The organism is Haloparvum alkalitolerans (assembly GCF_050122995.1).
In the GTDB taxonomy this organism is placed as follows: domain Archaea; phylum Halobacteriota; class Halobacteria; order Halobacteriales; family Haloferacaceae; genus Haloparvum; species Haloparvum alkalitolerans.
In genome coordinates, this window is sequence record NZ_JBNLIA010000011.1 from 115965 (window position 1) to 136717 (window position 20753).

23 protein-coding genes are annotated in these 20753 nt (G+C 71.9%); 11 read left to right on the forward strand and 12 right to left on the reverse strand.

The window, feature by feature from the left end:
• Nucleotides 1-22: 22 nt before the first annotated feature.
• Nucleotides 23-721 carry a DNA repair and recombination protein RadB gene (radB, locus tag ACQE3L_RS10860; RefSeq protein WP_426963804.1) on the reverse strand — a complete coding sequence of 233 codons (699 nt, stop codon included), beginning with the start codon at nucleotides 719-721 and terminating at the stop codon, nucleotides 23-25.
• Between the two features lie 142 nt (nucleotides 722-863).
• Here radB and cmk point away from each other — a divergent pair, with 142 nt between their 5' ends.
• The 5 genes from cmk to ACQE3L_RS10885 all read left to right on the forward strand — a co-directional run bounded on the left by cmk (nucleotide 864) and on the right by ACQE3L_RS10885 (nucleotide 5360).
• Entirely contained in the window at nucleotides 864-1442 is a 579-nt protein-coding gene (gene cmk, locus ACQE3L_RS10865; RefSeq protein ID WP_426963805.1) for a (d)CMP kinase, read from the forward strand.
• A 30-nt stretch (nucleotides 1443-1472) separates the two neighbouring features.
• Nucleotides 1473-2453, forward strand: a complete 981-nt coding sequence (locus ACQE3L_RS10870; protein ID WP_426963806.1) for an RNA-guided pseudouridylation complex pseudouridine synthase subunit Cbf5 — start codon at nucleotides 1473-1475, stop codon at nucleotides 2451-2453.
• 96 nt (nucleotides 2454-2549) lie between these two features.
• A complete protein-coding gene (locus ACQE3L_RS10875) occupies nucleotides 2550-3734 on the forward strand; it encodes a succinylglutamate desuccinylase/aspartoacylase family protein (protein ID WP_426963807.1) in 1185 nt (394 codons plus the stop codon).
• 254 nt (nucleotides 3735-3988) lie between these two features.
• Complete coding sequence (locus ACQE3L_RS10880; RefSeq protein ID WP_426963808.1) at nucleotides 3989-4618, forward strand: rhomboid family intramembrane serine protease; 630 nt, start codon at nucleotides 3989-3991, stop codon at nucleotides 4616-4618.
• 40 nt (nucleotides 4619-4658) lie between these two features.
• On the forward strand, nucleotides 4659-5360 hold the full coding sequence (locus tag ACQE3L_RS10885; RefSeq protein WP_426963809.1) for a DUF2391 domain-containing protein: 702 nt from the start codon (nucleotides 4659-4661) through the stop codon (nucleotides 5358-5360).
• Nucleotides 5361-5479: 119 nt separating this feature from the next.
• On the opposite strand, the gene ACQE3L_RS10890 is transcribed toward ACQE3L_RS10885, so the two are convergent.
• From ACQE3L_RS10890 to ACQE3L_RS10915, 6 genes are all read right to left on the reverse strand, one after another.
• The gene (locus ACQE3L_RS10890; RefSeq protein ID WP_176696668.1) at nucleotides 5480-5638 is read right to left on the reverse strand and encodes a hypothetical protein; all 159 of its coding nucleotides are present in this window, start codon (nucleotides 5636-5638) and stop codon (nucleotides 5480-5482) included.
• A gap of 175 nt (nucleotides 5639-5813) precedes the next feature.
• The gene (locus tag ACQE3L_RS10895) at nucleotides 5814-6182 is read right to left on the reverse strand and encodes a hypothetical protein (protein WP_218055074.1); all 369 of its coding nucleotides are present in this window, start codon (nucleotides 6180-6182) and stop codon (nucleotides 5814-5816) included.
• A gap of 2 nt (nucleotides 6183-6184) precedes the next feature.
• A complete protein-coding gene (locus ACQE3L_RS10900; RefSeq protein WP_426963810.1) occupies nucleotides 6185-6448 on the reverse strand; it encodes a hypothetical protein in 264 nt (87 codons plus the stop codon).
• 91 nt (nucleotides 6449-6539) lie between these two features.
• Nucleotides 6540-7478, reverse strand: a complete 939-nt coding sequence (locus tag ACQE3L_RS10905; protein WP_426963811.1) for a DUF7124 domain-containing protein — start codon at nucleotides 7476-7478, stop codon at nucleotides 6540-6542.
• Entirely contained in the window at nucleotides 7475-9364 is a 1890-nt protein-coding gene (locus tag ACQE3L_RS10910; RefSeq protein WP_426963812.1) for an aldehyde ferredoxin oxidoreductase family protein, read from the reverse strand. The genes ACQE3L_RS10905 and ACQE3L_RS10910 overlap by 4 nt, the downstream gene beginning before the upstream one ends.
• Nucleotides 9365-9450: 86 nt before the next feature.
• A complete protein-coding gene (locus tag ACQE3L_RS10915) occupies nucleotides 9451-10023 on the reverse strand; it encodes a cysteine hydrolase family protein (protein ID WP_426963814.1) in 573 nt (190 codons plus the stop codon).
• Between the two features lie 102 nt (nucleotides 10024-10125).
• Here ACQE3L_RS10915 and ACQE3L_RS10920 point away from each other — a divergent pair, with 102 nt between their 5' ends.
• Both ACQE3L_RS10920 and ACQE3L_RS10925 read left to right on the forward strand, forming a co-directional pair.
• A complete protein-coding gene (locus ACQE3L_RS10920) occupies nucleotides 10126-11790 on the forward strand; it encodes an Hvo_1808 family surface protein (protein WP_426963816.1) in 1665 nt (554 codons plus the stop codon).
• Between the two features lie 95 nt (nucleotides 11791-11885).
• On the forward strand, nucleotides 11886-13049 hold the full coding sequence (locus ACQE3L_RS10925) for a nicotinate phosphoribosyltransferase (protein ID WP_426963817.1): 1164 nt from the start codon (nucleotides 11886-11888) through the stop codon (nucleotides 13047-13049).
• Between the two features lie 675 nt (nucleotides 13050-13724).
• On the opposite strand, the gene ACQE3L_RS10930 is transcribed toward ACQE3L_RS10925, so the two are convergent.
• Nucleotides 13725-14246, reverse strand: coding sequence for a GNAT family N-acetyltransferase (locus ACQE3L_RS10930; RefSeq protein ID WP_426963818.1), 522 nt, complete (start codon nucleotides 14244-14246; stop codon nucleotides 13725-13727).
• Nucleotides 14247-14454: 208 nt separating this feature from the next.
• Here ACQE3L_RS10930 and ACQE3L_RS10935 point away from each other — a divergent pair, with 208 nt between their 5' ends.
• The gene (locus ACQE3L_RS10935) at nucleotides 14455-15405 is read left to right on the forward strand and encodes an FKBP-type peptidyl-prolyl cis-trans isomerase (RefSeq protein WP_426963819.1); all 951 of its coding nucleotides are present in this window, start codon (nucleotides 14455-14457) and stop codon (nucleotides 15403-15405) included.
• Between the two features lie 112 nt (nucleotides 15406-15517).
• Nucleotides 15518-15778: a DUF8049 family protein gene (locus tag ACQE3L_RS10940; protein ID WP_426963821.1), complete on the forward strand. Its 261-nt coding sequence runs from the start codon at nucleotides 15518-15520 to the stop codon at nucleotides 15776-15778.
• A gap of 42 nt (nucleotides 15779-15820) precedes the next feature.
• Here the strand turns inward: ACQE3L_RS10940 and ACQE3L_RS10945 are convergent, their stop codons facing one another.
• From ACQE3L_RS10945 to ACQE3L_RS10955, 3 genes are all read right to left on the reverse strand, one after another.
• The gene (locus ACQE3L_RS10945) at nucleotides 15821-16438 is read right to left on the reverse strand and encodes an RAD55 family ATPase (RefSeq protein WP_426963823.1); all 618 of its coding nucleotides are present in this window, start codon (nucleotides 16436-16438) and stop codon (nucleotides 15821-15823) included.
• Nucleotides 16439-16592: 154 nt separating this feature from the next.
• Nucleotides 16593-17249, reverse strand: coding sequence for a MinD/ParA family ATP-binding protein (locus ACQE3L_RS10950; protein ID WP_426963824.1), 657 nt, complete (start codon nucleotides 17247-17249; stop codon nucleotides 16593-16595).
• Nucleotides 17250-17369: 120 nt separating this feature from the next.
• Nucleotides 17370-17744, reverse strand: a complete 375-nt coding sequence (locus ACQE3L_RS10955) for a YlbF/YmcA family competence regulator (RefSeq protein ID WP_426963825.1) — start codon at nucleotides 17742-17744, stop codon at nucleotides 17370-17372.
• A gap of 140 nt (nucleotides 17745-17884) precedes the next feature.
• Between ACQE3L_RS10955 and ACQE3L_RS10960 the strand changes: the two genes are divergently transcribed.
• Nucleotides 17885-19165 carry a hypothetical protein gene (locus tag ACQE3L_RS10960; RefSeq protein ID WP_426963826.1) on the forward strand — a complete coding sequence of 427 codons (1281 nt, stop codon included), beginning with the start codon at nucleotides 17885-17887 and terminating at the stop codon, nucleotides 19163-19165.
• 51 nt (nucleotides 19166-19216) lie between these two features.
• On the opposite strand, the gene ACQE3L_RS10965 is transcribed toward ACQE3L_RS10960, so the two are convergent.
• Entirely contained in the window at nucleotides 19217-19879 is a 663-nt protein-coding gene (locus ACQE3L_RS10965; RefSeq protein WP_426963827.1) for an alpha/beta hydrolase, read from the reverse strand.
• A gap of 251 nt (nucleotides 19880-20130) precedes the next feature.
• Between ACQE3L_RS10965 and ACQE3L_RS10970 the strand changes: the two genes are divergently transcribed.
• On the forward strand, nucleotides 20131-20709 hold the full coding sequence (locus ACQE3L_RS10970) for a hypothetical protein (RefSeq protein ID WP_426963828.1): 579 nt from the start codon (nucleotides 20131-20133) through the stop codon (nucleotides 20707-20709).
• Nucleotides 20710-20753 lie beyond the last annotated feature (44 nt).

Below are 20753 nucleotides of genomic sequence, written 5' to 3' on the forward strand. Positions count from 1 at the left end.
GGTCGGCTCGCTCGACCGCGCCTCAGGCGGAGAACTCGTCGGTCCCTTCGACGCCCGCGTCCGTGATCCGGAACGCGGCCTTGTCGCCGGCCGCCTTCGAGCGGTGTTTCTCGAGCGTGGCGCGGCGATTGCCGCCGCGGAACCGGTCGATGCGGAGGATCGCGCCCGTCCAGTGTTCGAGCGTGTTGCCGCCGAGCGGCCGCGTGCGGTCCGAGTCCGGGTCCGAGAACACCTGGTTGGTGAGGACGACCGCGAGGTCGTGGCGGCGCGCCAGCGACAGCAGGTGCGTCACCTGTTTGGCCACCTGTCGGAGCGAGTCGCCGCCGTGCGCGTCGCCAGCGCGTTCGATGCGGTAGAAGCCTGTCGCGGAGTCGAGCACGATCAGGTCGACCTCCTCCGCGAACTCCGCGGCGTCGCGGACCGCCTCGGCCTGGTCCTCGAAGTCGTACGCCTCGGTGATGATCAGCCGCGAGGCGACCTCCTCGACCGGTTCCTCGCATCGGTGTTCGACCATCTGCCTGAAGCGGTCGATGGAGAGCCCCTCGGTGTCGATGTAGAGAACGCGCCCGCCGCCGGCCGCGACCTCCACCGCCGCCGCGAGCGCGAGGTTCGTCTTGCCGGCCGCCGGCGGGCCGTACAACTGGGTGACGACGCCGGGCTCGAAGCCGCCGCCGAGCAGGTCGTCGACGGGATCGCAGCCGGTGGTGACGGGGTCGGACACTGGCGACCGTTCGCGGTCGGCCGAGAAAAACGCGGTGGTCGCGGGGCGAGGTCGCCCCGCGGTCGCCGAAACCGCCACGTCACGGCCTCGCACCCGGCCCGTGAACGGCAACCGTTTTGAGTCGGACACGCGGAGTGAGGATATGTTGTTGACAGTCTCCGGCCCGCCGGGGAGCGGGAAGAGCACGAACGCGAAGGGGCTCGCGGACGCGCTCGGCCTCGACCACGTGAGCGGCGGCGACATCTTCCGCGAGATGGCCGCCGAGCACGACATGACGCCGGTCGAGTTCAACGAGCACGCCGAGGACGACCCCCAGATCGACCGCGACCTCGACCGCCGCCTGTACGAGGTCGCGACGGAGCGCGACGACGTGGTGCTGGAGTCGCGGCTCGCCGGCTGGCTCGCGGGCGACCACGCCGACCTCCGGATCTGGTTCGACGCCCCGGTGCAGGTGCGCGCCGAGCGCATCGCGGAGCGCGAGGGCAAAACCGTCGAGCAGGCCCTCGAGGAAACGCAGCGCCGGGAGGCCTCGGAGGCGAAGCGCTACCTGGAGTACTACAACATCCCCATCGAGGACCTCTCCATCTACGACTGCGTCTACAACACCGCGCGCTGGGGGCCGGAGCGGTTCCTCGACGCGCTCGTGGCGACCGTCGAGGCGTACGACCCCACCCACGACGAGGGGAAACACCCCGTCGAGGGCGTCGAGTACGACTTTTAACCCCAGCCGCCCCACTCCCCACAACCCACCGTGACGGACACAGACACCGACGACGTCGACGCCACTCCCGCGACCGGCGGCGCCGACGGCGATCCACTCCGCGCCGCGCCCGCGGAGCGCTCGCCGGCCGCGCTGTTGCGCTTCGGCGTCGTCAACCTCGACAAGCCCGCCGGCCCCTCCTCCCACCAGGTCTCCGCGTGGGTCAAGCGCCTGATCAACGAGGCGCTCGCGGACCTGGACCCCGAGGGTCCCCGGATCGACGGCGTCGCGCACTCGGGGACGCTCGACCCGAAGGTGACGGGCTGTCTGCCCACCCTCACGGGGACCGCGACCCGCGCCGCCCAGGTGTTTCTGGAGGGGACCAAGGAGTACGTCTCCGTGCTGGAACTGCACAAGCCGGCCCCCGCGGACCTGCGCTCGGTCGCCGCGGAGTTCGAGGGCGAGATCTACCAGAAGCCGCCCCGCAAGAGCGCGGTGACCCGCCGGCTCCGCACTCGGACGATCCACGACCTCAACGTGCTCGAGGTCGCGGAGCGGCAGGCGCTGATCCGGATCCGCTGTGAGTCGGGTACCTACGTCCGCAAACTCTGCCACGACCTCGGACTGGCGGCCGGGACCGGCGCGCACATGGGCCACCTCCGCCGGACCGCCACGGACCCCTTCGACGACCGCGACCTTCACACCCTCCAGGACCTGACGGACGCGCTGGCGTGGGCCCGCGAGGGCGACGCCGACTTCCTCCGCGAGGTCGTTCGCCCCGCGGAGGACGCGCTGACGCACCTGCCGCGCGTGGAGATCGCCGCCTCCGCGGCCCGCGAGGTGGCACACGGCGCGCCGGTGTACGCCCCCGGCGTGCTGGACGCGCCCGACGACCTCACCGCGAGCGCCGACGACGCCCCGCTCGTCGCCTGCTTCGCGCCGAACGGGAGCGCGGTCTGTCTCGGTCGGCTGGTCGGCGACCCCGACGCGGACTCGGGGACGGTCGTCGACCTCGAACGCGTCCTGCTGTAGGCGCGCCGTTCCGGGTCCGCGGTCGGCTCCCCCGCGGAACCCCCCGTCCCGCACCGCGAGGCTGACGCTTTTGTCCCGGCCGCGATACCGGCGCACATGCACCTCGGAACGGCGGAGGCGGCCCCGGGCGAACTCGCCCGCGGCTGGCTCGACGTGACGGACCTCCCGACCGGCGGCGCAGAGCGTCTCCCGATCCTGATCGCGAACGGCGTCGACGACGGCCCGACGCTGTGGCTCACCGGCGGCGTCCACGGTGACGAGGCGACCGGCGTCGCGGTCGCGCAGGACGCGATGCGTGAGGACCTGCCCGAGCGGCTCGCGGGCGCGGTCGTCTGCGTGCCGGTCGTCTCCCCGGCCGGCCTCCGGCGCAACGCCCGCCACACCTACTACGGCGACGACGACCCGAACAGACACTTCCCCGACGCGGAGCGGGACGCGAGCCGACCGCCGGAGGTCCAAGAGCGGATCGACCGCCGGCTCTACGAGGCCATCGTCGGCGAGCCCGCGCCGGGCGGGGACGACGGAGAGGCGGAGAACGACGACGAAGGAACGGAGACCGGCGACGACCTCGCGGTCGACGCCAGTCCCAAAGTCGCCGCGGATGCGCTGATCGACCTCCACACCGCGGGCGTCGGCTCGGTGCCGTTCACCATCCGCGACCGCGTCCTCTACGGCGAGCGCCGGACCGAGGCGGAGGCCGAGGCGCTCGCCGCCGACCTCGACCGCCTCGCGGACGCCTTCGGATTCCCGGTCCTGACCGAATATCCCGCCGAGGAGTACCTCGACCAGCGCCTCCAGCGCTCGACCGCCGGCGCGGCGCTCAACACCGGCGGCGTGCCCGCGATCACCGTCGAGCTGGGCGCCCACAGCGTCGTCGAGGAGGACACCCGCGCCGCGGGCGTCGCGGGTGTGTACGCCGTCGCGGCCGAGTTCGGCCTGCTGGACGCCGCGGACGTACCCGACGACCTCCCGGCGCCCGGCGAGGGGATCCCCGACGCGCCCGTCGACTTCCCCGTCCGGCGCTTCCGCGGCCCGCGCACCGAGACCGCGGGCCTGCTCCGTCACCGCGTCGCGGCCGGGGACGCGGTCGAAGCAGGCGATACGGTCGCCGACGTGGTCTCCCCCACTGGGGAGCCGCGCGCCGAGGCGACCGTCGACCGCGACGGCTACGTCCTCGGCCGCGCCGAGGGACTGGCCGCCTACGAGGGTGACGCGGTGGCGAGCCTCGCGGTCCGCGACGACGGCGACCTCGTCGTCCCGCGGGACGCGAACGAGGACTGAACCGGGCGACTACGGCCCGACACTGCCGGACGACACCGTGAGACACGGGGCGCGCGAAGCGAAGTTCTTAATTACGGGACTCTCGTTGCTTCGGGTGTAGTTCGGGACCGTGGGGTAGTGGTATCCTCTGCCGATGGGGTCGGTAGGACCTGAGTTCGACTCTCAGCGGTCCCACTCAATTTCTACAGCAGTCCATCCGCGTAGCGGCGCTACTACGGCGAGGGCTTTTCTCGTCGGCACCCCACCTCACCATCGTGACCGACGACCCACCGAGGAACTGGACCATAATCCCGAGCGACTTCCTGCTGCCGGTCGCGGTCGCGGCGCTGTACGGCGTCGTCTACCTCGCGCAGCTAACGACGGTGGTTCGCGTCGGGGGTGAGGCGCACGTCTTCTGGTTCCTCGCGACCGCCGACCCCTCGCCGGGGTGGCTGCTCGCGCCGTTCGCGCACGCGAGCCCCGGTCACGCCGCGACCAACGCGGCGCTGACGGCGCTGTTCGGCGGGCTGGTGGTCTCGCTTGCGGGGCGGCGGACGTTCCTCGTGCTGTTTGGGGCCGCGTCGTACCTCGCGATCGGGGGGTCGGTGGTGCTGTACAACCTCGGGCCGCTGGCGGGCGGGGCTGCGGGTGCGAGCGCGGCGGGGTTCGCGTTCGTCGGGTACGTCGCGGTCCGGTCGCGGGACCTGCTGTCGCCCGCCGCTGCGTCGGGGACCGACCGGCACCGGATCGCGGCGGCGGGGGCCGGCGCCGTGCTCGTCGCGGTCGTCGGCGTGCAGGTGGCGGCGGACCTCTCCGCGGTCCGCGGGCTGGAGGGCGTCGCGGCCGCGTACGGCCACCTCGTCGGCGCCGCGGTCGGCGTTGCGGCAGCGCGGCGGGACGAGTAGCGGAGCCAGCTATTTATCGCGACCTACCGACGGGGCAGGCATGAGCGACGACCGACCGTCGGCGGGCGGGGACGGGGGAAGCGATCCGACGTCCGCGAGCGGTGACCACGGTCCCGAGAACCCGGACGTCGACGACCTGCTGGCGAAACTCGACGCGCTGGAGGATGTCGTCGACGACCCGGACGAGCGCCGGAAGGTCCGACAGACCATCTCGCTGGTCGAGCGGATGCCCGGCAGCGCCGCGTTCACGGAGCGTATCAGCAAGTACACCACCCGCGACATGGCGGAGGCGTTCGTCGGTGCGGTGCTGTTCGCGCTCCCGCTGCTCGTGGAGGGGGGCGTCTTCGAGATCGCGGCGTGGTTCGCGAGCGTCCGGGTCGGCCCGGTGCCCGTGATGTTCCTCGGCAACGCCGTCTTCGTCGTCGCGATGACCGTCGGCCTGTTGTACGGCGCCGACTTCCGGCAGGTGCAGATCAACAACCCGATCCTCGGCGTGGTCCCCCGTCGGCTCGTGGGCGTGCTCGTCGTCTCCCTGATCGCGACGGTGCTGTTGATGGTGCTGTGGGGGCGGCTGTTCGAGGCGGGACCGACGCGCTTCGAGGCGGTCGCGCGGATCAGCGTCGTCTGGGCCGCGGCCGCGTTCGGCGCCGGACTGGGCGACATCCTCCCCGGCGAGTCCGTCGGCGACGACATCGCCGAGCACATCGACGACATCGGCGACCGGATCGGGTTCGACGACTGATGGCGTGCTCGCCGTCGAGCGGGAAGCGCGTCGCTCGAGGCGAGCGACGGTCCGTAACCGCATCGGCGGTCGCGGGAGGTGTCAGAAACGGCCGCAGCGAGTGGAAAACCGGTCGGGCGCTACTCGTCGTCCGCGTCGTCGTCGATCAGGTCGGAAAGGTCGAGGTCGCCCTCCACGTCCCCCTCGTTGATCTCGTGGGGCGCGGTGTGGGTCCACGTCTCGAACCCCTCGATCTCCTCGATGGCGGGACGCGGGCGCCAGTCGGTGTGGTTGCGCATACCTACACTGTCCACGTTCGAGGGTATAATTCTTTCCTGCGGCGTCACGCTCGCGGTGGGCCCGCAGTCAAGTGCTGACGTAAGAGTGGGTGCGAGCCGCCGCTACAGAAACGTCGCCACAGAAATGCTGCCGCAAAAAAGCCGCCACAGAAGTGCTGCCGCAAAAACGTCGCCGTCAGCGTCCGCCGGGGTTCGGGTTGGGGTCGAAGTCGGCGGTGACGCCCGGGTCGTCGGGGCCGGTGGAGTCCTCGGAGAGGAACGCCCCCGCGAACAGGTCGACGTGGAGCGCAAGCACCGTCTCGGGCTCGATCCCGGCGGTCTCGGCCTGCTCCTCGAGGAACGCCGCGAGGTCGTCGCTCGGCTCGTAGACGAGGACGCCGTCCTCGATCTCGAACTCCACCTCGTGGGCGCCCGTGACGAGGTGCTCGATCTCGAGGACCGCCTGCTCGGCCTTCGACTCCAGCGCGGCCGCCTCGGTCATCACGCGCTCGTCGGCCCACTGGGCCGCGGCCTCGTGGAACCGGTCGGTGAGTTCGACCCGCACGATTACTCGGACTCGGGGGGCCACTCCGCCGGCGCGGGCTCGGGCTCCGCGAGCGTGCCGTAGGCGGTGAGCGTGAACGCCAGGATGACGAGCAGGGCGGCGATACCCACGATGCCGCCGATGCCGTGCTGTCCGACCCAGTTGCTGGTCGAGATCGACCCCATGCTGTTGGCGACGTTGAGCAGCGTCAAAGCCGTCCAGCCGGCGAACAGCAGGGCCCCGACGAGGACGAACTTGTTCTGCTCGTAGGCGGTTCGCATCGACATGACGTGAACCACATGGGACAGCACCGTCTAAACAGTTTGGTTGGCGGGGGTCCCGCCGCGGCGGCCCGAACGAGCGAGCGACCGGGCGGGGCTACGTCTCGTGGTCCCAGCCGGCCTTCTCCGCGGCCGTCTCGAACGGCACGAACTCCCAGCCGGCCTCCTCGGCGATCCAGCGGTCCGCCTCGGTGCCGACCAGTACCATCCGCTTCGCGTAGAACATGGAGGTCTCGCCGACGTTCGCCAGCCGCTCGGCCGGCCCGGTCCCGGTGCCGTTGAAGAAGTCGGCGTCCACGCGGTGTTCGCGCTGGAACTTGTTGATCACGGGCGCCTCCACCTCGCCGACGATGCCGACCCAGTCGGCCCACTCGCGGGCCTTCGCGACGGTGAGCTGCGGGTCCGACAGCTGCGACATCGCGCGGAACGACAGCGCCATGGTCATGTCGTCGGCGCCGCCGCCGTGGGGACCCTTCGCCTCGGCCGCGCCGGCCGCGACCGCCTTCCGGGCGGCGTTCGTTCCCGCCTCGTGGTTCGGGCCGTCCGCGGGCGCGCTCCCGTCGCCGGATTCGGTGCTCTCGGTCGCCTCCGTGGCCTCGTCCGTCGACATCGCGGAGCCGGGACCGGCGCCGGCGCCCGCACCGCCGACGCCCGAGGGGACGCCGACCGGCTTGTCGGCGTTCTCCCTGGGGACGCGGGGGATCGCGGCCGCCTCGTCGGCGTCATCAGTAGCGCCCGAATCGGCGTCGTCACCAGCAGCGTCCGGGTCGGCATCGTCACCAGCAGCGCCCGGGTCGTCAGTATCCGGGTCGTCACCGTCCGCGTCGGGGTCCGTCGCCGGGGACTGCTCGGCTTCCGCTTCCTGTTCCATCAGCCGCGAGACGCCGGACTCGGCGGGGTCGCGCTCCGGCGCGTCCGGCTCCGCGTCGGGGTCGCCCTCGCCCTGCCAGAACCAGTCGCCCCGCCGGGCGTCGGGCTCGTCGTCGGTCGCGTCGTCGGTCAACTCGTCGAGGTCGATGCGGTCGGTGTCTGTCATGGCGTGTCCGGGTCGTCGGCGTCGTTCGTCGGTGCGGTCGCGTCAGCCGGCGGGCGTCCGTCTTCCTCCTCGCCCGCCGACGGCGTCGGCGGGTCGCGGCTCGCGGTCGGGGTCTCCGCGTCGCGGACGCCGGCCAGTTCGAGGCGGTCGAGCGTCTCGGCGGTCGGAACCCCGTCGGCGCCCCAGCCGCGGGCCGCGTAGTAGGCGTCGAGCAGGGCCGCGAACCCCTCCGGATCGATCCGGCTCCCGGCCGCGGGACCGTCCGCGATGGGCTCGCGCAGGGCGTCCGGCAGCGCGTCGTCGTCGCGGTCGGCGCCCTCTCGGACGTTGAACAGCCGGACCAGCGTCCAGATCCGCTCGCCCGTCCGCCGGATCGCGGTCGGGTCGGTCGGGTAGTCGATCCCGGTGTGGTCGGCCAGCGCGGCGAGGAACGGCGCGCCGCAGTCGCGCCACATCGTCTCGCCGGCGAAGTCGTCCGCGACGAGGCTCCACAAAAGCGACCGGGTGTCCTGTGCGGTGATCACGGCCGAGACGCGGTCCTCGCGGTCCCACGCGTCGAACACCTCCTCCTCGATGGGTCGGGCGCGACGGTGGCACCCGCCGCGGTCGCTGGTGGCGTACGCCAGCGCCATTCCCGCGGCCGCTCGCGGGTCGTACGCCGGCAGTTCCATCGACTTCACCGTCGGGATGTCGTCGGCGCCGAACCGCGCGGCTGCGGCGTCGACCCCCTGTGCGAGCGCCGCTGCGACGCCCGCCTCACAGGGGCCGTCCGCGCCGGTCGCGATCGCCTCGATCAGCGCCCGCGCGGCGTCCGGATCGCCGAAAGAGAGGTCCGCTTCGACGGCGCCGGACTCGGCCGCGCGCGCGGCCCACGCCACCGCGTTGCCCGCGGAGATCACGTCGACGCCGAGGCGGTCGCACAGTTCGCCCAGCGCCGCCACCGCGTCGAAGTCGTCGACGCCGAGGCCCGCGCCGAGCGTCATCGGCGCGGCGCCGCGCGGGACCGTCTCCCCCGCGTCGGTCTCGACCCGGAAGCCGCCGGGGACCGCGTCGTCGGGGTTCTCGCGACCGACGGCGGCGTCCTTGGCGGCCTCGATCCCCACGTCCTCCGTTCCCGCGAAGCGGCCCTTCTGCCACCCCTCCGTGGCGAGCGCGCCCACCTCGTTGGCGAAGTCGACCGATTCGAGCGTCTCGCCGGCCGCCTGCCAGCGCCCCGTCTCCTCGTCGGCGAAGCGCTCGCCGTACTCGTCGCGGAGGGCGGCGAGCGGCTCGGGCGGTTCCGGCGGACCGTCCAGCGCCAACACCGCCTTCAGCCCCTTGGCGCCCATCACGGCCCCCGCGCCGCCGCGACCGGCGTGGTGGTCGCCGGCGTCGGAGGCGATCGTCGCGTACGCGACCCCGCGCTCGCCCGCGGGGCCGACGCACGCGACCGCCGCGTCGGGGTGTGCCTCCGCGGTCGCGACCGTGTCTTCCCCCCACGTCTCGGCCGGCCGAATGTCGGCCTCGCCGCCCTCGATCTCGATCCGGACCGGCTCGTCGCTCTCCCCGGTCACCAGCAGCGCGAGGCAGTCGTCGAGCGAGCCGGCCAGTCGGGCCGCGAACTCCCCGCCGGCGTAGGAGTCGAGGAACAGCCCCGTCAGCGGCGACTTCGTCACCGCTGCGTAGCGCGGTTCGCCGGGCAGCGCCCCGGAGAGCGGACCGACGCAGAAGGCGAGCAGATTCTCGGAGCCGAGCGGCGCCGCGCCCGCATCGAGCTCCTCGTAGAGGTAGCGCGCGCCGAGCCCCTTCCCGCCGAGGAACCGGCGGTGCCACTCTTCGGGCACGCGTTCGCGCTCGACGGTGCCCGCCGAGAGGTCGGCTCTGAGGACGTGCGTGCGCCCGGCCATCGTTGCGTCACCGGTTGCCGCTCGGCGCGTATATGCTGTTGGGTCCGGGCCGGCTTCGGGGGGTAGCCGGGAGGTGGCGCCACTCCTCAGTCGAACGCCACGTCCGCGAGCGCGGTCGTCTCGCCGAACAGCCAGTCGGCGTGGTCGACCGCGTACGCCTTGTGGTCCGGCTCGATGTAGCCAAGCGCGTCCGTCACCAGCACCGGGCGGTAGTCGCGCAGCCCCGCGCTGCCCGCGGTGTGGAGCACGCAAACGTTCGCGAGCGTGCCGCAGATCAGCAGGTCGTTCACGCCGTGGGCGTCGAGCCACCCCGCCAGCTGGGTCTCGTGGAACGCGTCGTAGGTGTGTTTCTCGACCACCAGGTCCGACTCCCGCACGTCGAGGTCGTCGTGCAGTTCCGCGCCCCACGTCCCCTCGACGACGTGTTCGCCCCAGCGGTCGAACTCGTCGTAGTAGTGGTTCCCGTCGAACTGCTCGGGGGGATGCACGTCGCGCGTGTAGACGACGCGTGCGCCGGCCGCGCGCGCCCGATCGACCAGGTCCGTTACCGGTCCGATCGCGGACTCGCTGGGCGGCGCGAAGAGGTTCCCGTCGGGGTGACAGAAGCCGTTCTGCATGTCGACGACGACGACCGCCGTCTCGCTCGGGTCGTAGCCCATGGGTGCGGGTTCCGCGGCCGCCGACAAAAACCGTTCGCGGCCCGCACCCGGCGGAGGGCGGGTTTCGCCAAGGTACTTACCCCGGTGGCCGTTAGGAGGGGTATGCGACGGGTTCTCACTGCCCTGGTCGCCGCCCTGTTGGTGACGGCGCTGGTCGCGCCGGCCGCGGTCGCCGCGTCCGGACCGAGCGCGAACGGCGCTGGGACGCTTTCCCCCTCCGAAACGCCCGCAAGCACCGGCCTCGAGGACGCACCGCGGAGCGTACAGGCCACCGACCCGGCCGCCTGCGAGGACGAGAGCGACAACGACCTGATCGGGTGCTGGAACGGCGTTCACTACAGCGAGGACCCCGACGTCGACCGGAGCGACGGCTTCAACGAAACCGAACTCGACCGGTTCGCGGACCTCCAGATGGCCCGCGTCGAGCACCTCCGCAACCGGACCTTCCGGGAGGACGTGCCGGTCGAGACGATCAGCCGGACGGAGTACGCGGAGTCGGTCGGAAACGGCTCGTCGAACGCGACCTACGAGCGCTGGAACGACCAGGTGTGGAAGGGGCTGTTCATAATCGGCGAGGACGGCTCCTCCGGCGAGGAGATCGACTCCACGCTCTCGGGGTCGGTCGCCGGGTTCTACTCCCCCGCACAGGACCGTATCGTGATCGTCGTCCCCGACGGCGAGGAGGTGCAGGTCTCGCCGGCGACGCTGCTGCACGAGCTCGCACACGGCATGCAGGACCAGTACCACGACCTCACCGCCCCCCGATACGCCGGCGCCACGCAGGACGCCGACCTCGGCATCGACGGCATCGTCGAGGGCGAGGCGGCGTACCTGGAGGCCCGGTACGCGGAGCGGTGCGACGACGAGTGGACGTGCCTCGACGAGCCGTCGAGCGGTGACGGCGGCGACGGGAGCGCGAGCCAGCCCAACCTCGGGATCCTGTTGGTCCTGCTCCAGCCGTACTCCGACGGGCCGGCGTACGTCGACGAACTGGTGGCCGAGGAGGGATGGAGCGCGGTCGCGGAGCTGATGGCCGCGCCGCCCAACGCCTCAGCGGAGACGATCCGCCGCGAGCCGGTCGCCCCGACGCCGATCGACTTCGAGGACACCGCCGAGGGCGGCTGGGAGACGTACGAGGGACAGGGCGTCGACGGCGCGGACACGGTCGGCGAGGCGTCGATCTTCGCGATGTTCTGGTACCAGCAGGAGCGCTACGACGCCGACACGATCGACCGGAGCCTGCTGTTCGACACCTCCCACCCGTACCAGGACTACAGCTACGTCTCCCCGCCCTCCGACGGCTGGGCCAACGACGAGCTCTACCCCTACCGCGACGACACGGGCGAGGAGCCGCGGGACGGCTACGTCTGGGTGACGGAGTGGGAGTCCGCCGAGGACGCCGCGCAGTTCCACGAGGCGTACCTCGCGATGCTCGCGGCACACGACGCGACCCACCGCGAGAACGGCGTTCGGGAGGTCACCGACGGCCCCTTCCGCGGCGCCTACGGCATCGACCGCGACGGGACCACCGTGACGATCGCTCACGGACCCGACCCCGACGCGGTCTTCGAGCTTCGCCCGGACATCGACCTCGCGGAGCCGGAGCCGACGGAGACGGGAACCGACGAGCCGCCGGCGGACGGCGAGGGGGACGGAACGACGGAACCGACGAGTAGCGAGACGACCAGCGACGACGCGCCCGGGTTCGGCGCGCTCGCCGCCGCGATCGCGGTCGTGGCGGCCACGCTGGTTGCGCGGCGGACGTAGAACGGCGCCGACCGCGAACCGGCGCCGACCGACGAACAAACGGCGGCGCCCGCGACCCGGGTGGCTTTTTGCGCCCGCCGGGCGAAGCGCGACGCATGACCGAGTTCGACATCGTCGGCGCCGACGCCATCGCGTCGGGGCGGGCGACGGACGCCTACTTCGAGCGGACCGAGGCGGTGCTGGAGGCGGCGGGGCGGAACCCGGAGGTGGTCGCGGAGGTGACCGCCGACCAGTTCCCGACGGGCGACTTCGAGCTGCTCGCCGGGGTGAAAGACGCCGCCGCGCTGCTTTCGGGCCACGACGTTGACGTGGACGCGATCCCCGAGGGACGACTGTTCGACGGCGGTCCAGTCCTGCGGATCCGCGGGAACTACCTGACGTTCGCGCGGCTGGAGACCTCGCTTCTGGGCTTCCTCTCGCACGCCTCCGGGATGGCGACGGCGGCGCTCGACTGCCGCGTCGCCGCGCCCGACTCGACGGTGCTGTCGTTCGGCGCCAGACACGTCCATCCCGCGATGACCGTCGCCGTCGAGCGCTCGGCGCTGGTCGCGGGCCTCGACGGCTTCTCGCACGTCGCGGCGGGCGACCTGCTCGGCCGCGAGGCCGGCGGGACGATGCCGCACGCGCTCATGATCTGCTTCGGCCGCGGGAACCAGGAGGCGGCGTGGGCCGCCTTCGACGAGACGGTCGAGGAAGGGGCCCCCCGGATCGCGCTGTGTGACACCTTCTCGGACGAGAAGGACGAGGTGCTGCGCGCGGTCGAGACGCTCGGCGACCGCCTCGACGGCGTCCGACTCGACACCACCGGCTCCCGACGCGGCGACTTCCGACACATCCTCCGCGAAGTCGCGTGGGAGCTCGACGTCCGCGGGCACGAGGACGTGGACCTCTACGTCTCCGGCGGTCTCGGGCCCGCGGACCTCCGACGCCTCCGAGACGTCGCCGACGGGTTCGGCGTCGGCGGGACCGTCTCGAACGCCGACCCGGTCGACTTCGCGCTCGACATCGTGGAAGTCGACGGCGAGCCGGTCTCCAAGCGCGGGAAGCTCTCCGGCGTCAAGCAGGTCTACCGCACGCCCGACGGCGGCCACGGCGTCGGGCTCGCCGACCGCGAGGGGCCCGCGGACGCGGAACCGCTGCTGGAGCCACTCATCCGGGACGGCGAGCTGGTCGACGGCCGGGAGTTCGACGTCGACGCGGCCGCCGAGCGCGCCCTCGCGGACGCGGGCCGAGTCGGCTACGGCGACGAAGCGCCCTGACGGTCCGCGCCCATCCCCGACTGCACTCACGGCGGGGATCGCTCGGCATCGCTGAAAAGCGTCCGGGGGAGGACGGTGTAGTGGCGGTGGTGGTACGGTGGTGGTACGATGGTGGTGCGGTGGTGGTGCGGTGGTGGTGCGGTGCTGCGGTGGTGGTGATGCGGTGCTGTGCTGCCGGCGCGCGCCGCGGCGACCCTGTGTCGCCGCGACCGCGCGAGGGAGGGCTGGACGCGGCCGCGATGCGGTGCGGTTCCGCGGCCGCGTCCAGCCCGAGGCTGGGGAGGCGTGAGGCTGCTGTGCGGTGTGGTTGCGGTGCTGTTGCGGTGCGGGGTGGGACTGAAAGGGGCAGCCGGCTCGGTCCCGCCCGGACGAAGTAAGCACTCGCGGCGGGCGTTGCTGAGAGACGCGAGCGCGCAGCGAGGCCCGGCGGGTCGAGCCGGCTGGGGCTTTCTGGGTGTTGCTGTCCCGATCAGCAGGATCAACAGCAGTTCCAGATCAGTATGAGGGAGAGCCGGCTGGGGCTTTCTGGGTGTTGCTGTCCCGATCAGCAGGATCAACAGCAGTTCCAGATCAGTATGAGGGAGAGCCGGCTGGGGCTTTCTAGGTGATGCTGTCCAGATCAGCAGGAGCTACGACGGAAACAGACCCGTCTCGCGCGGACCCCTCGAAGTAGACTCAAACCTCCCGCACGTACTCCGCGTCCGTCACCGTCTCGCCGAACAGGTCGCTCTCGCGTTCCTCGTACAGCGAGAACCCCCGCGAGCGGTAGAAGGCGCAGGCACGGTCGTTCTCGGCGAGCGCGATGGCGTGCACGCGGTCGTAGCCCGTCTCACGACACGTTTCCAAAAACGCCGACAGCAGGGCGCTTCCGACGCCGTCGCCCCACCGATCCGGACGGACGTAGATGGAACCGAGGTGGATCCCGCGACCGTCCTCCCCGGCTTCCCGACCGGCGCTGGCGTAGCCGACGATGTCTCCGGCTCCGGCTCCCACGACCAGAAACGTCCGTTCGCCGTCGACGCGCTCGCGAAGGACCGCCTCGTCGTACCACGCATCGAGTGCGCGGTCGATCGTCTCCTCGCGGAGGAGGTCCGCGTACGCTGTTCGCCAACAGGTCTCCGCGACGGCCGCGATCCGGGGGTCGTCGGCCGGCGCGGCGTCGCGAACGGTCACGCGGTCGGTCGCGGGATCGCGCACGTCCGGAGCGGAGGTCGAGCATTGAAAAGCGTTCGCCGTCCGGCGAAAGTGGTCTCGGGGAGGGACTTCGGCGCCCGTTCCGGCGCAACCGGCGCGTCGAAGCCGCAATCGGCGCGTTACGGTCCCGACCCCCACGTCATGCGTGGCAGACACACGCATTCCGCGCGGAACCGTGCTTCTTAAGGGTGAAACGGCTGTTGTTCAGCCCATGAGCGACCAAGAGCAGGCCGACGCGGCCGACGACGCCGAAGAGGCCGAGAGCGAGGAAGCGACGGAAGAAGAGACCGGCGGCCTGCAGGACGGCGACTTCGTGCGCATCGCCTACACGATCCGCACGGTCGACGACGGACAGGTCATCGACACGACCGACGAGGAGACCGCCGAGGAGGCGGAGATCGACACCGAGGAGTACGAGTTCGAGCCCCGCATCATCGCCATCGGCGCGGGCCACGTCTTCCCGTCGGTGGAGGAGGCGCTTATCGGCCAGTCCGTCGGCGACACCGGCACGATCGAGATCCCGGCCGCCGAGGCGTTCGGCGAGTTCGACGAGGAGGAGGTCAAGACGGTCAAGGCCGACAAGATCCCCGAGGACGACCGCTATCCCGGCGCGCAGGTCCAGATCGACGGCGAGCAGGGCCGCCTCGAGACGATCATCGGCGGCCGCGCCCGCGTCGACTTCAACCACCCGCTCGCGGGCGAGGACCTCGAGTACGAGTACGAGATCCTCGAGGAGGTCGACGACCGCGAGGAGCAGGCGGCCGGCATGCTCGGCATGTACCTCCAGGAGGCCCCCGAGGTCCGCATCGAGACGGTCACCGAGGAGGAGGAGGTCACCGTCGAGTCCGACGACGAGGACGGCGAGCCCGAGACCGAGACGCAGGAGGTCGAAAACGAGGTGCTGTACATCGAGGCCACGCCGCAGATGACGATGAACCAGCAGTGGATGTTCTCGAAACAGCAGATCGCGCAGGACCTCATGCAGCGCCTCGACCTCGACAAGGTCATCGTCGAGGAGGTCATCGACGGTGGCGGCATGGGCGGTCTCGGCGGCATGATGGGCGGCATGGGCGGCGGCGCCGGCGGCGCCGACATCGAGGAGGCCCTCGAGGAGGCCGACGTGGACGCCGACGAGCTCGTCGAGGAGCTCGACGAGGAGTAACCCAGTAACCCCGCGGTCGCCCGGACGCGCCCCGACCCGCGGCCGGGGCCGTCCGCCCGCACCCCGTCGCGAACCGAGATCTTTTGAACGGTCACGTGCCGTAGCCACGGGCATGGAACTCGACCGCGCCCGCGAGGACGTGTTCGTCGCCGCCGTCGCCGCGCTCGGCACCGTCGCCGTGACGCTCGCGGTGCGGTTCGGCGGGCTCGCGGACCCCGGCATCCTTGTCAGGCTCGCGCCGCTTTTCGTCTACTTCCTGTACCTGTTCACGCGGTCCGGCCTGCCGGACCTGCGGTACGACACCGCGCGGAACTGGGCGCTCGCGGCCGTCCTCGTCGCGCTCGCGGCGCTCGGCTACGCGGTGACGCTGTAGGGGACCGGCGCCGGGAGCGGGGACGGGGCGGGCTGACCGCGGTCAGGCGATGTCCCGGCTGGTGTCGATCCGGACGCTCTCCTCGAGGTTCAGCTTCATCGGCTCGTCCAGCGATCCGCCGCCGCGGAACTTCGGGACCGCGAGGCGGTTGATCACCTCGGTCGGCGTCACCTCCGTCTGGAGGTCGAACACGACGTCGGCGACGTGTTGGGTGATGTCGCGGTTGTTCGCCACCTCCTCGCCCTTCAGGGCGTGGAGGTAGGCGATGCCGCCGGTGTTGACCATGTGCGTCTGGAGCTCGTTGAGGAACCGCCGGTAGCGCGAGGGCTCGCTTCGCTCCAGCGGGTCGACGGGGTCGAGGATCAGGTTCGCGCCGTCGGGCAGCGTCGACACCAGCCCGTTCGCCTGGTCGAGCGCCGTCGCGCCCTCGAGTTCGCGAACGGTCGGCGCGTCGGCACCCGTGCGCTTGAACCCGTCGCGGACCGCGCTCTCGGACCGGACGCTGGTGAGGTACAGCGTTCCGCGCTCGGCGGCCAACTCCGAGAGGAACAGCTCGGACTGGCTCGCCGGCTCCGCACAGAAGGCCACGACGGTCCCGGCCGGAAGCCCGCCGCCGAGGCGGCGGTCGAGAACGGAGATCCCGGTCGGGAGTCTGTTCATGGGCCTCACAAGGACTTCCAGCGTTAATTGTCTATCGGGAGCCAGTGTCAGACCTCCGTCCGACAACCGCCGAGAACCGGGCGAGCGGCCGATCGCCACGAGCGGCCGCTCGGTCGCGACCGCCACGGATCGATCGCCGCCGATCGATCGTCGGTCAGTCGAGCGACGTCGCCGCCTCGGCGTACGCCGCCCGCGGACCCGACCGACCGAGAACGGGCGCTGGAACCGGCGGAACGGCGGTCAGTATCGGACAGCCGAGGAGGTCGGCGACCCCGGAGAGTCGCTTCCGAGCGCGGACGAGCACCGTCCCGACCGGCGGCGCATCGAGCGCGCGGGCGAGCGCCGCGGTCTTGACCGTATCCCGAAGCGCAGGCGCGGAGAGCGGCGTCACCAGTACCGACGCGTCCGCGATCCGGAGCGGCGCCGCGGCGTCCGGTGCGGCCCCGGCCGGACAGTCGAGCAGCACCGGATCCTCGCCGCCGAGGCGGTCCGCGCGCGAGAACACGGCGGCCGGGTCCGGATCGACCGAGGTACGGGGTGCCGGAACGACCCGCACCGAGCGGGTCGCCTCGGTCGGGGGCGGTGCGTCATCGCCCCCTGGAACCGCGAGGGGGAATTCTCGCGGCACGGCGTTCGCGGCCGCCGTGAGCGCCGCCGCAGTCGGATCGCGGTCGACGCCCGCAAGCGCGTGCAGGTTCGGGAGATCCCAGTCGGCGTCGACGACGGTCGGAGTCCCCGGCAGTGCCGCCGCCAGCCCGAGCGCGGTCGTCGTCTTGCCGGCGCCGCCCTTCCCGCCTGCGATGGCGATCATGGGCGGTGTGGCGCGCTATCGGACAAAAGGGTCGGGACGGAAAGCGACGGTGCGGTGAGGCGGGCCTGGAAAAGCGAGGGGCAAAGCGGAGCGCCGAACCGACCGGCGCGCCGAGCGTCGTCAGTCCTGACAGCAGCCGCCGGCCTGGCCGCCGAAGTCGACGTCGAGCGGCGCGGAGATGGCCTCGTTGACCGTCTCCAGCGTCTCGTCGAGCTCCTCCTGCGCCTCGAGGAACTCGCTCATGACCGGCATGGAGTGGAGCTCCTCCTGTGCGCTCTGGACCTCGTGGAGGTCGGACTGCGTGGCCTGTCCGCTGCCGCGAGCGGCCATGAACTCCTCGCGGAGGCGCTCGAACTCCTCGATCTGCGCCTGGACCTCCTCGTCGCGCTGGACCGCCTCGCGGGCTTCCTCGAAGCGCCGGTACTCCGGCGTCTTCGCGATGCGTTCGCCCAGTTCGCGACCGAGGTCCTCGATGGTCACCTGTTCCGCACTCATGGTTTCGGGTTCGGCCGCGATCCGTTTGAAGGTGCCGAAAGGGGTCGGTGCGGCCGGGGATCGGTCGCTGTGCGGCCGACGCTCGGTCGCGGTAGCCTCGTCGGCGAAACGCTTGTGTCCCGTCGAACCAACCGTGTACCGTGCCACCAGTCCCCGCGGACGTGCTCGCGCGGCGGTTCCGACGCCTCTCCGCGAGCGACCGCCGACGCTTCCTCGCGGCGCTGTGGGCGGCACGCGGGTACGACACCGAAGTCTCCGAGGACGGCATCGTGCGGGCGACGACGGGCGGGCGCACCGTCCGCGTCGACGTCGCCGGGCTGCTGTCGCCGGCGTCCCCCGAAGCGGACGTCGTCGTCGGTACTCGATCCTCGGACCGACTCCGGCGGCGCGCCACGGAGGCGGACGCCGAGTTCCTCGACCCCCACGACCTGCGCGACATGCTGTGCTTCGGCGTCGACCGCGCGGAGGGGATTCGGGTCGGCGAGGAACGCCTCGGACTCGACCCCTGGGTCGATCCTGAACCGGCGACTGCGACGGGGAAGTCGGTCCCACGCCGCATCGCGGTCGTCGCGGTGCTGCTGCTCGCGGCGGCGACGCTGCTCGCGGTGTCCGGCGTGGGCGTTCCGCTCCTCGACGGCGCGGGCGGCGGCGGCGCGGAGTTCGGAACGCCGGGCCCGGCCGGGGAGACGACCGTCGTCTCGACCGCCGCATCCGGGGAGAACAGCGTCGCGGGAGACCCGTCGAACGCGAGCCTCTACTCGCCGGGGCTGAACGCGTCGGGAGTCTCGAGCGTTTCGACGGTCGTCGGGACGCACCTCTACCGGACGCAGCAAGCGCCGCGGAATCTCTCGATGACGTACGTCGGCCCGGCCGAGGACCCCCTGCTCGCCGGGGTCGTCCGGCACGAGTCGACGGCGTCGATCTACACCGCGGAGCGGTTTCTGCTGTCGGCGCGCAGCTACGAGACGAACGGCGAGAACGCGACGCCGACCCGCACGACGGACGCGTGGGCAGACGGCGAACGCGTCCATCGGCTGACGAACGGAACCGTCGCGGAGCGCCGCTACGGGACGCGACCGCTCGGCGAGTACTCGCTCGTCGACGCCTACGAGTCGTTCGTCGTCGACCGCCTCCGCGAACTGCTGACGGCCGAGGAAACGACGGTCAGTACGTCGAGCGACCGCGAGAACTCGCTCGTCATCGTGACCGGAACCGGGGCCTCACACGGCCTCGCCGTCAACGCGACCGACTACCGCGCTACCGCCTTCCTCACGCCGCAGGGACGGCTCGTTCGCCTGACCGTGAGCTACGTCCACGCGCCGACCGGCGCCGAGGTTCGAGTCGACGTGGCGTACAGCGATTTCGGCACCGTGTCCCCGCCGCGCGAGCCCGACTGGGTGACCGAGCCGCGGTGGGAGTGACACCGGCACTGACCGCGCGGTATCGGTCCACCGGCAGCGGCCACACCGACGTCAGTAGTGCTCCTCGACGAACGCGACCAGGTCGGCGAGCTCGTCCGGGCCGATGCCGTGGCCGGCCTGGTACGTCTCGAAGGTCACGTCCGCTCCGACCTCCCGGAGTCGCTCCGCGGCCGTTTCGGCGCGCGTGACCGGAATGACGCGGTCCCCCTCGCCGGCGCCGACGAACACCGGTGCGCCCTCGATGTCGTCCGGATCGAGGTCCGCGTGGCTGTCCGCGAGATACCCGTGGAGCGCAGCGACCCACCGGTAGCGGCCGGGGTTCTCCAACAGGAGGCTCATGCTGGTGATCGCGCCCTGACTGAACCCGAGCAGTCCGAGGCGGTCGGGATCGAGGTCGAACGCCTCGACCGCCGCGTCGACGCTCTCGGCCACCAGGTCGAGGCTCCGTCGGAACTGCTCGGCGTGGGGCTGGCTCTCGTGGAGCCCCCCGCCGGACAGGTCGAGTTCGTACCACGTGTAGCCGCCCTGCAGGCGGTCGGGCGCACGCAGGCTCACGACGTGCATGTCGTCGGGGAGTTCGCGCGCCACCGGCAGCAGGTCCTCCTCGTCCGCACCGCGGCCGTGCAGCACGAAGACGGCCGGGGCGTTCGCGGGCGCGTCGTCCGGCGCGACGTGGATGTGGGTCAGCGGGATCTCCGCATCGGTCTCGCTCATGGGTCCCGTTCGGACGCACGGGGCATGTCGGTGTCGCTCGCGGAAACGGGCTGGTGTCGCTCGCGGAAACGGGCTGGTGCCGCTCGCGGAACCGCCCGTCCGTCGCAGTCCGGGGCCGCTCTCGTGTCGGTCGCGATCCCGTGCGGTTCCGGCAGTTCTGGGGCCATAAATGCCGCAAAAACGGTTCGAACGGATCGAACGAACCGCAACGGTCGGCCCGCTTGAAGTGGTGTGCGCGCACCGTCGGAAGCATGGAGTGGGACGGGTCGGTCGTCGTGGCGGTGGAGAACGAGCGGACGCGCCGGCGCATCGAGACCGCGCTGTCGGACCGCGAGATAGAGGTCCGCGATCCGGCCGAGTGGTCGGTGGGCGACGAGCGCGCGCGACCGGGCGTCGCCGTGGTCGAGGCGGACGCCGCGCCGCAGTGCGACGACGGGACGGGTCGGGACGACGCGACGAGTCGGGACGACGCGGACGACGCGGACGACGCGGACGACGCGGCGGACCGGGACGGGGGAGGCGACGCGGTGGTGGTGGTGACCCGCGGGACGGCCGACGACCGATGCCGGACGCTCTCTCGTCCCGTCGGCCCCAACGTGGTTCGTGCAGCCGTCGACCGTGCGGCGCGGCGCGTCGCTTACGCCGAGGGGCTCGACGCGTTGGCGACCGCCGCGACGACCTCGGCGCGGACGGGGGACGACACCGCGGGTTCCCAGGTGCCGTCGGCCGGGTTCGCTCCCACCGCCGCCCGGCTCGATGAGGTCCTCGCGGAGTTCGACCACGAGGACTTCGTGGCCGCGTTCCGAACCGCGGTTGGCGAAGCCCACTGAACGGCGGGGAGGCTCGCGCCGCCGCGGGACCGAGTCGCGGCGAG

Bases quoted from the DNA above. Each gene is read 5' to 3' on its own strand.
- ACQE3L_RS10945 (WP_426963823.1), bottom strand. From the start codon at position 16,438: ATGAACAGACTCCCGACCGGGATCTCCGTTCTCGACCGCCGCCTCGGC.
- ACQE3L_RS10970 (WP_426963828.1), top strand. From the start codon at position 20,131: ATGGAGTGGGACGGGTCGGTCGTCGTGGCGGTGGAGAACGAGCGGACG.
- ACQE3L_RS10890 (WP_176696668.1), bottom strand. From the start codon at position 5,638: ATGCGCAACCACACCGACTGGCGCCCGCGTCCCGCCATCGAGGAGATC.
- ACQE3L_RS10955 (WP_426963825.1), bottom strand. From the start codon at position 17,744: ATGAGTGCGGAACAGGTGACCATCGAGGACCTCGGTCGCGAACTGGGC.
- ACQE3L_RS10920 (WP_426963816.1), top strand. From the start codon at position 10,126: ATGCGACGGGTTCTCACTGCCCTGGTCGCCGCCCTGTTGGTGACGGCG.
- ACQE3L_RS10915 (WP_426963814.1), bottom strand. From the start codon at position 10,023: ATGGGCTACGACCCGAGCGAGACGGCGGTCGTCGTCGTCGACATGCAG.
- ACQE3L_RS10875 (WP_426963807.1), top strand. From the start codon at position 2,550: ATGCACCTCGGAACGGCGGAGGCGGCCCCGGGCGAACTCGCCCGCGGC.
- ACQE3L_RS10885 (WP_426963809.1), top strand. From the start codon at position 4,659: ATGAGCGACGACCGACCGTCGGCGGGCGGGGACGGGGGAAGCGATCCG.
- ACQE3L_RS10910 (WP_426963812.1), bottom strand. From the start codon at position 9,364: ATGGCCGGGCGCACGCACGTCCTCAGAGCCGACCTCTCGGCGGGCACC.
- ACQE3L_RS10925 (WP_426963817.1), top strand. From the start codon at position 11,886: ATGACCGAGTTCGACATCGTCGGCGCCGACGCCATCGCGTCGGGGCGG.
- ACQE3L_RS10965 (WP_426963827.1), bottom strand. From the start codon at position 19,879: ATGAGCGAGACCGATGCGGAGATCCCGCTGACCCACATCCACGTCGCG.
- ACQE3L_RS10900 (WP_426963810.1), bottom strand. From the start codon at position 6,448: ATGTCGATGCGAACCGCCTACGAGCAGAACAAGTTCGTCCTCGTCGGG.
- ACQE3L_RS10935 (WP_426963819.1), top strand. From the start codon at position 14,455: ATGAGCGACCAAGAGCAGGCCGACGCGGCCGACGACGCCGAAGAGGCC.
- ACQE3L_RS10905 (WP_426963811.1), bottom strand. From the start codon at position 7,478: ATGACAGACACCGACCGCATCGACCTCGACGAGTTGACCGACGACGCG.
- ACQE3L_RS10950 (WP_426963824.1), bottom strand. From the start codon at position 17,249: ATGATCGCCATCGCAGGCGGGAAGGGCGGCGCCGGCAAGACGACGACC.
- ACQE3L_RS10940 (WP_426963821.1), top strand. From the start codon at position 15,518: ATGGAACTCGACCGCGCCCGCGAGGACGTGTTCGTCGCCGCCGTCGCC.
- cmk (WP_426963805.1), top strand. From the start codon at position 864: ATGTTGTTGACAGTCTCCGGCCCGCCGGGGAGCGGGAAGAGCACGAAC.